The organism is Streptomyces sp. SDr-06 (assembly GCF_003324565.1).
Taxonomy (GTDB): Bacteria; Actinomycetota; Actinomycetes; order Streptomycetales; family Streptomycetaceae; genus Streptomyces.
In genome coordinates this window covers 106,776-119,917 of the sequence record NZ_QOLA01000010.1, presented here as the reverse complement: position 1 = coordinate 119,917, position 13,142 = coordinate 106,776, and the positions used below count along the sequence as shown (strand labels likewise).

Below are 13,142 nucleotides of genomic sequence, written 5' to 3'. Positions count from 1 at the left end.
GCACCCCCCTTGGTTTTACCGGCCCGGACGGGTCACGGCGTCATCTTGCACTGGATCAACGGCCCCTGCGTGGGGCAGTTCTGGAATCCCGGGACGCTCACGTAGTACGTGTCGGAGTCGAGAAGCCGGAAATACTGGGCGAAGCCACCCATGCGGTTCATCGAACCGCTGTTGACGTAGCCCGACATCGACGACCGCCCGCAGGCCTCCTGGAAGGTGGGGAGCGCGGAGCGTTCGTCCTCCTGCAGCATGGGGACACCGCCGACCCGCCTGGCCACAGTCTGCAGGCACTGGCCGCCCGACTCCACCTCATTGCGGCCGTTCATGGCGCGCGGCATTCCGCCGGACTCATACGTTCCAGCGAAGGCGAACTCGTCACAGGAGCGGCTGTCGGGGTTGGTCGAGGTGGTGAGCTCCGGTGCCATGAGAGTGTCCACGTCGGGATGGCGAGGCCAATTGTCGGGGCAGATCACCTTGCGGTTGTCATCGGTGTCGCGTCCCCACTTGTTCTTCTTGTTGGGCAGGAAGTGCATGGGGTTGGTCTTGCTGCCCAGGTGGGAGGGCAGCACGTTCTGCACCAGCCAGGCGTGTGCGGCTGCGGCCGGGTACTTCTTGGAGTTGAACTGGTAGGTGGGTACGTACGCACCGAAGGAGCAGCCGACGGTGTTGTTGATGGCGAAGTTGTCGCACTGGAACAGCGCATCGTCGTCCATCACGCGCAGGCCGCGGGTCGGCGTGGAGGCGGTGGGGGAGCTGCCGATGAAGGCCCAGGTGAAGTTGATGGGGTCCCATCCGGGGGCGGGAGCGCCGTTGGCTCCGCTGGCCGGATTGGTCCAGGCGTTCTCCTTGGTGGCGGTGGCAGTGTGGCTGTCCCCGAGGGCCCATTCCTGCGCGCCCTGCCACTGCACGGGCTGGTCAACACAGTCGACGTGGGGTTCGAAGCAGTGGAAGCGAGTGGTCAGACTGACGCCGCCCAGGGCGGTGTCGATACGTGTGGCCCGCACGGACATCTGCTGCTTGAAGGAGCCCGACTTCTGATTCAGTTGGAGTTGCCAGTTGACGTCGAAATCGGCGCTTCCGATCACCTCCGGCGGTTTGTTCGGGTAGATGCGCTCACCGATGTACTGGAACTGCATGTGCATGCAGGCCTCGAACCGGGTGAACTGGTTGGTGCCGGGCACACACCAGGAGACGAGGTCACCGGTCGCGCCCGCTGCCGCCGACCGCTTCATTGCCAGGGGGCCAGCCGGCTTGACCGGCTGCGGCAGGGCCCGCAGACAGCCCCTGATGCCACGGGCGTTGGGCGCGCCGCAGTCGTCCTTCGCCGCTGGGGGTGCCGCCGCCGCGGGGCGGTGGTCGGCGGAGTCCAGACGGGGAAGGGCCGATCGAAGTGCCGAGGTGCCTTGCTGAGTGGGCGAGATAATTTCGCCTGTCGGCGGGGTCATGGAGGCGGGCCCGTTGATACTGGCCCAGTCGACGTTCGGCGCGTTCGGGTCGACTTCGGTCAGGGTGATGTCCACGCCGGTGAAGCGTCCTGGAACGAACGCGACGGCGTCGTAGGCGATGTCCTGATCCCCGGTGCCGTCCGCCGTGATGTTGGTGAGCTTCACCTGAGGCACGGTGTCTTTGAAGCGGTAGGTGCCCAGTTCCACCCAGCGGTTGGCGCTGCCCTTCTGGTTCACGGTCTTGGTCTGGACGCCGTCGGTCGTGATGATTTGGTAGGTGGCTTGCGCGGTCTGTGCTCCGTGGTCGGGCAGGTGAACGAGGACCTTGGCCTGCCCCTCAGGGATGGTGCGGCCCAGGCTCCAGGTGCCGGTGACCTGCATCCGGGTGCCGGTGGCGTCGTTCTTGCGGGTGTGGGTGAACCAGAAGTGGCTGGCGAAGCCGGCCCCGAGCTGGTGCAGGTCCATCCGCGAGGACTCGGTAGCGAAGTCGAAGTCGAACGACCCTGTGGTGGCCGGTGGCGTGCAGTTGGGCCGGTGGACGGGTGTCGCGTTGGGTACGTCGTCGACGATCAGCGCCCCTGCGGGCAGGCCCGTGGTCGCGCAGTTCGGCGGGTAGGCCGTGCCGTCGGGCTCTTCGGGAAGGGTGTTGTTGAAGCGCAGGGTTTCGTTGCCGCACTCGCCGTTGGCGCAGTTCTTCCACGTCACCGGCTGGTTCCAGAAGCAGTAAAGATCCTGGCGGTTGCAAGCGCCGAATCCCGGCACGTTGCGGTCATTGTCACCGATCTTGCTCGGGTCGCACTCGTTGGCCGCCGTGCAGAACAGCGACTCGGCAGGCTTGACCATGGTGCGGTAGTAGTCGTTGTTCCACCACGCCTGCCGGTAGCCCGCCACCATGGTCCCGGGCGACTCGAGGGCCGACAGCGGCCGGGCAGCCCATCCCAGTACCTTCTCCTGGTAGGGCCAGTCCTGCGGGTGCGCCGCGTCAGCGTAGTTGTCGCCGCCACCCGCGGCCTGCAGGAACGGCCGCCGGTTGGCCTTCCAGATCGGGTTGGCGGGGTTGTTGGTGAAGCCGACCCCCCACACGCCGTGGTTCTGGGCGGCCTTGTCCTTGGGATAGAACCCGGTGTTGTAGGACCAGAGCGCGAAGAACCAGTTCTCCAAGTATTTGGGGTCACCGTTGTTGATGACCAACCCTCCGCGCCGGGTGTCGTTCCACTTGTCGATGAGGATGTTGACCCCGGCGGCGATATTGGCCGTGTAGTCGAGCGCCACCGCCTCCTGGCGGGTCACACTCATCGCCGTCTCGTTCGGCTTCTCCTTGCCGGCGAGCCTCATTCCGTCGGTGACCTGCGTGATGCCGTAACCGCAGTCCGCCTCCTTCCAGTTGATCGCCCACGGGTCGGGCTGCTGACCACTGGAGGCGGTCTGGACACCGTAGAAGTTCCCGACGAGCGGGTTGGCGGTGACACCCGGCACCGCGACGCGGGACGCCTGCCACATGTTCGACTCCTGCGCGGTGATGCCGAGCATCACCTGCGCAGGCACACGGCCACCCCCGTCGAGATCGTGCAGCGGGAAGAGGAACTGCGGCTGGTAGGCCGCCATCCCCAGGTTCTTCCAGTTCGCCGGGCGGGAGATGAACTTGTTCAGGTTTCCGGTGATGGCCTGGTCCACCGCCCACTCCACCTGGCGCGGCTTGGGCTGCATGGCCTGCTTGTTCGGGTCATTACGGGCCACGGCGCAATACCGGGTGTCCGTCCCTTCGGCGGGTGGCCCCGCCAGTGAACGCGCCCCGGCTGCGGGCTTGTTGCCCGCAGCCGCCTTCGGTGCGGCCGGCGCGGCCAGGGCGGGCGACCGCTCGGCTCCCGTCCCGGAGTGCTCCAGCACCCGGGCCGAGGGAGCAACCGTGAAGGCGTAGGTCTCGTGAGCGGCAACGGGCGCCAGCGTGATGGCGGCAGGCCGCTCCGCGGCGTTGGTGGCCATCGCGTTTCCGTCGGCCCATGTGGTGCGGGTCACCATCGACTCACCGCGGGTGGTGGCGACGGACTCCACCGGAGCCTGCGGGCGCAGTTCCACGGAAGGGGGCAGCGGGGCCGTGGCCTTGGCGGCCCCGGTGATGTAGACGCGACCCGCCGCGCTGGAGGTGAGATCCATGGACGTGAGCGGACCGGTGGCCAGAAGGCTGGACTGGGCCTGCGCGGGCACCGTCGCGCTTGATGGGCCGCCGAGCGGGCTGTTGAGGGGGCTCGACAGGCCACGGTTCAGTACGGGCCCAGCGGCCTGGGCGAGGCGCCGCACCTCACCGGTGTCGCCGCTCGCGCCGGAGCGGTCCATGTAGACCACGCCGCCGTCTGTGTCCGGCTTGAGAAGGAAGGGTATGCGCTGGGTCCGGACGAGCTGCGTTCGTCGGCCGTCATCGGTGATGCGCACCAGCCGGTTGGCGTCGGCCGCAACGATCGCGCCGTTCACCGGGACGGCGGAGGTGACCTGGCCGGCGACCTCCAGCGGCTTGCCCAGAGAGGCGGTGGCGGCGTTCACCTTGAGCAGCCGCGTGGTGTTCTTGTCCTCGCCGCCGGACTGGGTGAGGACGGCGCTCTCATCGGTGCCGCAGCCGGGGGAGAAGTAGGCCAAAGAGGCCTGGCGGTTCAGTTTGGTCACCCGGCCGGTGTCCAGATCGACGACTGCGGTGAACGCGCCGCGAGCCATGAGTTCGGGCTTGTTGGTGAAGGTCCGCGGCGCATAGGCCACCACCGCCCGCCTGCCTGAGCCGGTCACACAGGCGTTGCCGATCCAGGTATCGACGTCGAAGCCCGGCTCGGACAGGGTGGCAGCGGTGTGCCAGGCGTACCCGTCGCGTTTGTCGGCCGTCAGGATGTGGAAGCCTGAACCGTCACCACTGGTGGTCCAGGCCCGGTCCTGCGATGTCTTCCAGCCTTTGCCCAGTATGGAATCCCGGGACTTCGCCGGTATCTGTGTCCGCGCATCCTCGGCCGCCGCCGCTGCGGATGGTGGGGAGGGCTCCTGGGCCCAGGCGGTGGCCTGTATGAGGCCCACCAGCGCCGCCCCGGCGGTCAGGACCGCCCAAGACGTACGCGTTCTTGGAGAGAACGTCACTGATCTTCCTTCAATGGTCGCGCAGGCTGAAGGAAGGCGTCATCAGTGGCCGTGCGTCGTGGTTCCCGGTTCCCTGCCGGGTACGACGCACACCATCCCCCTGTGAAGCCAGTACGGGACGCCCCGTGCGCCTCCCCCCGCCGTACTTGCAGCACGGACGCTACCGGACGCGTTCACAGGAAACCAACATGAAGCACACAGCTTCGTCCCCGCCCTGCCCTGTTGATGCAGGGGTGTCAAGTCCTTCTCGGCGGGCGGCAGTCCGGCGCGGGCCCCTGGGGGGCGGTCAAGTTGTTCCGAGGGTCGTCGAAGGACTCGAAAAGGGCCAACATCCCCTTGGCTCTGCGGCTGAGGCATCTGGAAGATGAGCTGTGAAGTTCCTGTTGGTTTCCTGTGCGCACGTCAGGTACTGTCACGCCCGACGTACGGTTCCGGGGGGAAACACACATGACTCGTACCCACAGGCTTGATCCAGCGGCCGTGGCGGCGGCACAGAACCAGCCCCCATGCGTTGCGATGTCATCAGTCGAGGCCTCGATCACCACACACTGCTGAGCTTCCCGCCTACACGCCGGTCGTTGCCCCGGCTCGTCGGGAGAGGCGACCCGTCCGTTGGTGGGTCCGGTGCCTCACGCTCACTGGGGCACCAATTCGGCTCTGTTTACCCCACGTTGGGCTTCCGGACGTGGGTGGTCACTCCACTTCTTCCCCCCTGCAACTCCCCACCTGCTGTCACGGACATCCGTGCGGCCGAAACCTGAAAGGACTCCATGCGTACGGCACCCACCCGGCGTCTCCGTTCGCGCGCCGGCCTGGCTCTTGCGAGCCTGTTCGCCGCCCTCGTCTCCGTCATCGTGCTGCCCGGCACGGCGTGGGCCGCATGCGGCCGCTACACCTGCGACGGTCACGACCCCAACGTCCAGACCTGGCAGAGCGGCCCCTTCACGGCGTCGGGCCCCTACGACTTCGGCGGCGGCTTCTCCATCGAACTCCGCAAGGGCACCACCGACGGAGACCCCTACGCCTGGGCCCGCGCCCGCTTCCCGGGGGGCAGCAACGAGAACGAGTACACGATGTATGTCGAGCGCTGTCACCTCGACCACACCGTCTGCGAAATCCTGGGCCAGCGGCAGGCCGGCGGGTCCTGGACCACCGACTCCACCCCCAACTACTACCTCACCCGCTCAGCCATGTACTACGACCCGAACGACCGCACCATCCGCGCCTGCCTCTACCACGGCGACTGGAACAGGCGCACCTGCACCGGTTGGGCGTAACACCCCTCAGGCCCTCGCGGGTGCGTCCACAAGCGGATTTCTCGCGTCCGCGCGATACACCGTCCAGCGGTCGCTGGACTGTCCCCTACGTCAGGAAAGACAACTCATGAGCCTCACCAAGAAGTTCGCCATGGCGGCAGCGACCGCCACTTTCGCCGTCGCAGGCGTGGCCGCCACCAGCGGCACGGCCTTCGCCGGCACCGACGGACAGCAGATCGTCATCCACGACGAGACGCATAAGGTCGCTTCCATCAAGATCCAGGGTTTCAACCACAAGGGCCAGCCGGCCACGGCCTGTCTGGCCACCCCGGGGTACGAGACGCGCATGCCCGGGTGGTGGTGGCGCGACTCTCTGCACTTCAGCAAGTGGACCGACCGGACTTGCGGCGCCAACGGCGGGACCTACCTCGGCTCGCAGGACGAATGGGTGCCGGCCTGGATGGCTCCGGACCAGGGTGACTGGTGGTGGATCGGCATCTACAAGAACAACTAGCGTGATGTGACAGCTCCTCGGCGGGGTCCGAAGCCGAAGTTGTTCCTCCCGGCCGAGGAGGAATGTGGGCAGGCACGGCCTCGCCCAGGGCCGGCAGTTGGCGCTATCGCCGGCCGTGCACGGAAGTCGAAGGACTCGTCCGCCGGCCCTCACGACCGGCGTGATGCCGTGCCCGCCCCAGGTGTGTCCCTTGGGCGGCCTGCGAGTGAACCCCGCCTTCGTCCTCGAGGCAGAGGTGGCCCCCGCAGGCCGCCCGGGCTCTTTGAGCGCCACCCAGGTCACCCCCTTCCTGCACCGCTTCAGCCCGCTCGTCTCGCTCGGCCACCCGCCGGGCAGGCCATCTGCGGAGAGAAACCGAGCCGGTGCATCAACTGGGTGGCGTCCGAGACGCTGTAGGTGACGTGGCACTTCCTGGCGATCAGCCTGGCCACCCGCGCCGCGGTGGACACCTGGTCCTCCACCCAGCCGTGCGCGGCCGACCCCTCTTCCAGATACGCGGGGAGTTTCTCCAGGCACCGCGCGGACAAGCGGCACCGGCCACCGCTTAGGCCTCGTGAGCCCAGCGCCTCAGCACCGCCTTGACGCCACAGGAGCCACCGACAGGCCGACTTCACGCTCACCTGCAGCCGCCGCGCGACCTCCGGCGGGTTGACGTCCTGCTCGAACGATGGCATCGAGGTTCCTGGTCAGGGCGAGGCCGCTGTCTTCGGAACGGATGCGCGCGGTGGCGGCCTTGTGGAAGCGGTCGAAGACGTGGGCGGGGATACCGGGACTGCGATCGGTGACGCTGGCTTGGTGACCAGGGTGGGCAGGCCCACGTGCTCAGGGCGCAGGGCAGCGGTCTCGGCTTCCAGGCGGGAGACTCCCATGAGGTCGTCGACCAGGTAGGCAAGGGCACGGGTCTCATCAGTGGTGAGCGGACGGCGTCGGCGGCGTCGGCCCGCGGGGTTCCACGGGGTGGCGTCCTCGTCCAGGACCCCGGTGACCGCGCTTGACCGCCTCGCGGCCGATGACGGTGGCGAAGACGGCCTTGGTGATCCGACCTGTACCGGCGGCCCTGACAGGGCCGTACGACATCGGATCGCCGGAATCGCCCCTGCCCGGAGGGCTTCGCAGGAACGGCAAGGTGCGGGGCAAGCGGCCAACGCCAAGATCGCCGCCGGTTGGCGGGGGTGATCCCGCCGACCGGCGGAGTGAAACGCTCCGCGGCGAGTGATGAGGTGGGAACGAGAGCGGGGCCGGGCGTGTCTGTCGCATTCGGTCGGCACGTGAGCGGCCGGCAGGCGGCGATGCCAGGACCGTGTAGGGACGGGTTTGGAGGACGGCGATGACAACGGCCCTGGCCAAGGGCGGCAACGTGGTGCTGAGCAAGCAGGCGCCCCAGCTGACCGCGGTGACCGTCGAACTGGGGTGGCAGACGCCGGTGTTGGCCGGGGGCGGTTATGACGTCGACGTCAGTGCGCTGATGTGTGAGGGCGGCGGGAAGGTCCTGTCCGACGGGCACTTCGTGTTCTTCAACAACCCGCGCAGCCCCGACGGTTCGGTCGCCCTCGCCAACAGCGCAGGGGCCGTGGGCGGACGGAGCGTCGAGCAGATCCACGTCGATCTCGTACGCGTACCGGCCGACGTGGCGAGGATCGTCTTTCCGGTGTCCCTGTACGAGGCCGACCGGCGGGGGCAGACCTTCGGGCACGTCAGGGACGCGTACATCCGGATCGTCGATCAGGGAGTCGGCCGTGGACTGGCCCGGTACGACCTCACGACGCAGGGATCAGCCGAAACCGCGATGGTCTTCGGCGAACTGTACCGGCACGGTATGGAATGGAAGTTCCGCGCCATCGGCCAGGGCTACGCCTCCGGTCTCGCGGGCATCGCGACCGACTACGGCGTCGACGTCCTGGGCGGAAACAGCGGCCCGTACACCCCGCACGCGCTCGAACCGCCCGGCGACAGCACGGCATCCGTGTCCCCGCTCGGTCCCGCAGGCCACCACGCCCCGGCCCCCGCGGCGCCCCGGACGATGCCGGACCCAGCCCAGCAACCCCCAGGGAGTTCCCCCATGACCTGCTTCTTCGACCCCCACCACGGCACTGGCACCACCTGGGCGATGTGGTCGCCCCAGTGGGGCACACCCCGCCAGGTCCAGACATGCGGGGCTTGCGCGCAGCGGATCCAGAGCACGCCGCCGCCCTACTACATCGCTCCCCAGTCGGCGGACCCGCACGCCGGATACCCGGCACCAGTCCAGCAGGGCTATCCGCAGTCGGGATACCCACAGCAGGGCTATCCGCAGACGCCCGGAGAGGGTCAGCCCCGCCGCTTCGGGACCGGGGCGCTGATCGGAGCCGGAGCGGCCGGCCTGGTGGGTGGCGCGCTGCTCAACGAGGCGTTCAGTGACGACGACCACGACGGTGAGTACTGACGACGCAGCCGGAACGCTTCTGACTGCACCTGCCGACGGTCGACGGCCGTTGATGGCACCCCGCCTCCAGAGAGGCGTGTGTGGCCCGGCCCCTCTTTCCGCTCCGTGGCCCGGCCGATTGGATGACCCCGCTGGCCGTCGCGCAGTCATCTGCAGCGCTGCGGCCTTGGGGTATCCGAGCGGGGACGCTGCGCCTTGGCGCGGGTGGCCGAGCGGAAAACGGGCCTGGTGTGTGAGTGTGGGGCCCATGTCGATCATCGCAACCGTCGTGGTGCTGCTCATCGCCGCGCTCCACGTCTACATCCTGGTCCTGGAGATGTTCTTGTGGACTGGTCCGCGCGCCCGGTCGGCGTTCGGGACCAGCGTCGACTTCGCTTCGCAGACGAGGGCGCTCGCGGCCAATCAAGGCCTGTACAACGGCTTCCTCGCCGCCGGGCTGGTGTGGGGCGCGGTGGCGTCCGACCCGGTGGGCTTCCAGGTGCGTACGGCGCCGTCACGGCCAGCCGGAAGATCCTCTTCGTGCAGACCGTTCCGGCGCTGATCGGTCTGGGACTGGTGCTGGCCGCCCGTTGAGTGCTGCGGAGGGGCACTGGCGGCGGTCGCTCCGCAGGTCGGTCGCAGACGAGCCCGCGATCGGAGATGGCGGGCCTTTCCGTCACGTCGGCGAGGCGCACCGGAGCTGTGCCTTTCCCGGCTCCCCGTCGCCATGCTGTTCCCCTGCCACCCGGCGGGTGATACCCCGCCGGGTGGCCAGACCTGCCGCTCGTCCGGGCCGCTGCCAACCTGCCGAGCCTTAGAGTCGGGGCGACAGGGGTGGTACGGCACGGCGAAGGCGAGGCGGAGCAGGCGTGATCCGGGTAGTGGTGGTGGACGACGAGGCGCTGGTGCGGTCCGGTTTCGGGTTGATCCTGGGAGCCGCTGACGACATTGAGGTCGTGGCGACGTCGGGCGGCGGCGAGGCCGTCGAGACGGTCCGGAAGGAGCGGCCCGACGTGGTCCTGCTCGACATCCGGATGCCGGACGTGGACGGGCTGACGGTCCTGCGCGAGCTGCGGACGATGCCGGATGCTCCGGTGGTGGCGATGCTGACGACGTTCGATGCCGATGAGTACATCCTGACCGCGCTGGACTGCGGCGCTGCCGGCTTTCTGCTCAAGGACACCGAGCCCGACCAGCTCGCCCAGCTGGTGCGCACCCTGGCCGCAGGCGGCGTGGTGCTGTCGCCGAAGGCCTCCCAGACCCTGCTGCGCGGCCACCCCGGCACCGAGACGGCCGTCGACGAGGACGCGGCCCGCGTCCGGCTGCTCACCGACCGGGAACGTGAGGTCCTCGTCCTGGTGGCGGCCGGGCTGTCGAACACTGATATCGGGGCGCGTATCCACCTGGGCGCGGGCACGGTGAAGGACCACGTCAGCGCGATCCTCACGAAACTTCGGGTGGCGAGCCGTGTGCAGGCCGCACTGCTCGCGCAGCGGTCCGGGCTGCTCGACGAGCAGCCGCGCCCGGGGGACGGCAGGTGAATCGCGCGCTGACTCTGTGGAGGCGAGTGCCGGCGCCGGTCGTCGATGTCGCCGTGGTGGCGGTGGCGGCCGTGGACGTGTGGCTGAACCTGTGGGACGCGACGGAGATCGGTCTTGCGCTGGCCGCGCTCGGCTGCGCGGCGCTGGCCTTCCGGCGCCGGTTCCCGTTCGTCGTCTTCCTGCTCTCCCTGCCCGTGACGCTCCTGCAGGACGTGGCGGTCACTCCGCTGGTAGCCCTGTTCACCCTGGCCGAGCGGTCCCGCAACCGCCGTCTGCTCGCCGTGTGTGTCGCCCTCTCCGCCGTCGTGGGAAGCCTGCCGTGGCCCCACGTCGGCGGCTCCGGGGTCGTCCAGCCCATGACACTGGTCGCCTTCGCGTACAACCTGGCCACCGCCCTCGCCCCCGTCCTCTTCGGTCAACTCGTCCAGGCCCAGCGGGACTTGAAGCGCCGACTGGTCGAGGTCGAGGAAGCCAAGGAACACGAGCGAGCCCTGCACGCACAGGCCGTGCTCGCCCGCGAACGGGCCCAGCTGGCCCGTGAGATGCACGACGTGGTCTCCCACCAAGTCAGCCTGATCGCTGTTCAGGCCGGAGCGCTGCAGGTCGCCACCAAGGAAGCGGACACCCAGGAGGCCGCCCGCACGATCCGTTCGCTGAGCGTGACCACCCTCGACGAGCTGCGCACCATGGTCACGCTGCTGCGTGCCTCCGGTGGCCGCGCCACCGAGTTGACTCCCCAGCCGACCCTGGCCGACCTGCACAAACTGGTGGCATCGAGCGGTACTCAGACCCGGCTGGCGGGGGAGCTGCCCCCAGCTGTGGGCACGCCCGCCCAACGGGCCCTCTACCGCACGGTCCAGGAGGCGCTGACCAACGTGCGCAAGCACGCCCCCGGCGCCACGGCCCTGGTCGAGCTGTGGCAGGACGGCAACAACGTCGGAGTGACCATCACCAACACCCCGCCCACCCGCCCCGCTCTGCCCCTGCCCGGTTCTCAGCAGGGGCTGGTCGGTCTGCGGGAGCGGGCCGAGATCCTCCACGGCACCCTGGAGGCGGGCCCCACCGCCGTCGGCGGCTACCGGGTGCGGCTGCAGGTGCCCCTCGCTGCGGACTGAGCCGCCGCGGAGACTTCCCGCGGCCGCCGGACGGCGGGTCGCATCCCGCCGTCCGGCGGGTGCGCTACCGCGGATTGCCGGATGGTCCGCCTCCCGACGGCACCGCGAGATTGTCCGCATGACACAGACCCAGCCGTCGCAGGAGCACTCGCCTCCTCCCACAACGTCGCCGCAGTCCGCCGGACAGATCTCGGGCGGTGCCTCAATGGGACGCCTGGTCGGGGTGGACCTGGCCCGCGCGCTGGCGGTGTTCGGCATGTACATCGTCCACATCGGCCCGCCGCTTTCGGCCACGACCGGCGTCGGCAGCTGGGTCCGCTACCTGGCCGATGGCCACTCGTCCGTGCTGTTCGCCACCCTCGCCGGGTTCTCGCTGACGCTGATCGCCGGCCGCCGGGAGCCGAAGACCGGCCTGGCGGGCCGGCAGGCCAAGGCGCGCATCGCGATCCGCGCCATCATCCTGCTCGCGCTGGGCACCGCGCTGGCCATGGAATACGGGGACGTCATCATCCTCGGCTACTACGGCGTCTACTTCCTCCTGTCTCTTCCGCTGCTGCGACTGTCCGCCAAGACGCTGGCGGTGATCGCCGCGGGGCTCGCGCTCATCACTCCGCAACTGGCGTTCGTCCTGCAGTTGGGGCTGAGCGAGTCCGTTCAGCAGAGCATCAATGCCTACGACCCGCTCAAGTCGCTGAGCGAGGTGGGCGTGCTCGATCTGCTGCTCACGGGCCTCTATCCGACGATCACATGGATGCCGTTCGTGATCGCCGGTATGGCGTTGGCCCGCCTCGACCTGTCCGCTACAGCCGTCCAGCGGCGCCTGGCCGCGCTCGGCGCCACCCTCACCGTGACCGCGTACGGCCTCTCCATGCTGCTGGCGGGCAAGGACGCGGTGCGCAGCACGGCAGAGGACGGGAAGCCGTCCGGCGGTTTGGCGACGGTCTCCGGTGGCCCGGGGGTGAGTGGCAGGGGATCCGGCGAGCAGCTCGTGTCATCGGCCTCGGACCTGCTGGGCGCCGGGCCGCACACCGGCACCACCTTCGACATCATCGGCAGTGTGGGCGTTGCGATCCTCGTCATCGTGGGCACGACGGTGCTCGTGGACCGCCTGCCGCGCCTGCGTCGCCTGGCACATCCGGTCATCGCCGTGGCCACCATGTCCCTGACCGCCTACGTCGGCCACTTCCTCGCACAGTCAGCGTGGCCCGCTTCGGCCGCAGGCACCACGAAGTCCTGGATACCCGTGCTCACATACATCCTGGGGGCGATCGTGTTCGCCGCGATCTGGTCCCGCTTCTTCCGTCGCGGCCCCCTCGAGTGGCTGATGCATCGTGCGTCCGCTCGGGCCGGGCGCAACCTCTGAACGCTCCTTCGTGGCCGGTGTCCGTACCTGTGTTTGGGTCCGAACGGGCCACTCCTCAGGCGCGGATGACCTGCCGGTGCCTCCCTCGGATGCTGACGGAGGCACCGGCAGGACCCGCTCACGCGGCGGGCGGGCGGCGACCGGATGACCGCGGCGTCACTTCGCGGCGGGCAGGAGCTGGGTGGCGGCCAGCTGCGCGTACAGCAGGCCGAGGCCGATCACCCACCGGTGCGGCCGGGCATGCGCATACAGCGCCTTGAACGTCTCGTGTGCGGACAGGGACTCGGTGTCCGTCGTGGACGGGTCGGGTGCGGTGTTCACGGAAGGTCTTCCTCTTACGGTCTGCCGACTTCTGCCGGGCCCGGGGGCCGGAGGCGGTCCCCGGGCCGAGCC

General features: G+C 69.1%; 8 protein-coding genes and 2 pseudogenes. 7 read left to right on the top strand and 3 right to left on the bottom strand.

Annotation, left to right across the window (positions count from 1 at the left end; all coding sequences use genetic code 11):
- Positions 1-32 precede the first annotated feature (32 nt).
- Positions 33-4,559, bottom strand: coding sequence for a hypothetical protein (locus tag DT019_RS21250; RefSeq protein ID WP_147267335.1), 4,527 nt, complete (start codon positions 4,557-4,559; stop codon positions 33-35).
- 770 nt (positions 4,560-5,329) lie between these two features.
- On the opposite strand from DT019_RS21250, the gene DT019_RS21245 reads away from it, so the two are divergent.
- Positions 5,330-5,836, top strand: coding sequence for a hypothetical protein (locus tag DT019_RS21245; protein ID WP_114038460.1), 507 nt, complete (start codon positions 5,330-5,332; stop codon positions 5,834-5,836).
- 106 nt (positions 5,837-5,942) lie between these two features.
- Positions 5,943-6,329, top strand: coding sequence for a hypothetical protein (locus tag DT019_RS21240; protein WP_114038459.1), 387 nt, complete (start codon positions 5,943-5,945; stop codon positions 6,327-6,329).
- Between the two features lie 299 nt (positions 6,330-6,628).
- On the opposite strand, the gene DT019_RS40335 is transcribed toward DT019_RS21240, so the two are convergent.
- Positions 6,629-6,856 (bottom strand): helix-turn-helix domain-containing protein, encoded by a 228-nt coding sequence (locus DT019_RS40335; protein WP_223279687.1) that lies wholly within the window; start codon positions 6,854-6,856, stop codon positions 6,629-6,631.
- 800 nt (positions 6,857-7,656) lie between these two features.
- Here DT019_RS40335 and DT019_RS40330 point away from each other — a divergent pair.
- The 5 genes and pseudogenes from DT019_RS40330 to DT019_RS21210 form a co-directional block, all read left to right on the top strand.
- Positions 7,657-8,226, top strand: a pseudogene (locus DT019_RS40330) (TerD family protein); the annotation flags it as partial.
- A gap of 772 nt (positions 8,227-8,998) precedes the next feature.
- Positions 8,999-9,324, top strand: a pseudogene (locus DT019_RS21225) (DUF1304 domain-containing protein).
- A 275-nt stretch (positions 9,325-9,599) separates the two neighbouring features.
- The gene (locus DT019_RS21220) at positions 9,600-10,271 is read left to right on the top strand and encodes a response regulator (protein ID WP_114038457.1); all 672 of its coding nucleotides are present in this window, start codon (positions 9,600-9,602) and stop codon (positions 10,269-10,271) included.
- 26 nt (positions 10,272-10,297) lie between these two features.
- Positions 10,298-11,386, top strand: coding sequence for a sensor histidine kinase (locus tag DT019_RS21215; RefSeq protein WP_223279686.1), 1,089 nt, complete (start codon positions 10,298-10,300; stop codon positions 11,384-11,386).
- 205 nt (positions 11,387-11,591) lie between these two features.
- Positions 11,592-12,749, top strand: coding sequence for a DUF418 domain-containing protein (locus DT019_RS21210; RefSeq protein ID WP_114038455.1), 1,158 nt, complete (start codon positions 11,592-11,594; stop codon positions 12,747-12,749).
- A gap of 156 nt (positions 12,750-12,905) precedes the next feature.
- Here the strand turns inward: DT019_RS21210 and DT019_RS39670 are convergent, their stop codons facing one another.
- Positions 12,906-13,070, bottom strand: coding sequence for a hypothetical protein (locus DT019_RS39670; RefSeq protein ID WP_189389790.1), 165 nt, complete (start codon positions 13,068-13,070; stop codon positions 12,906-12,908).
- Between the last annotated feature and the right edge of the window lie 72 nt (positions 13,071-13,142).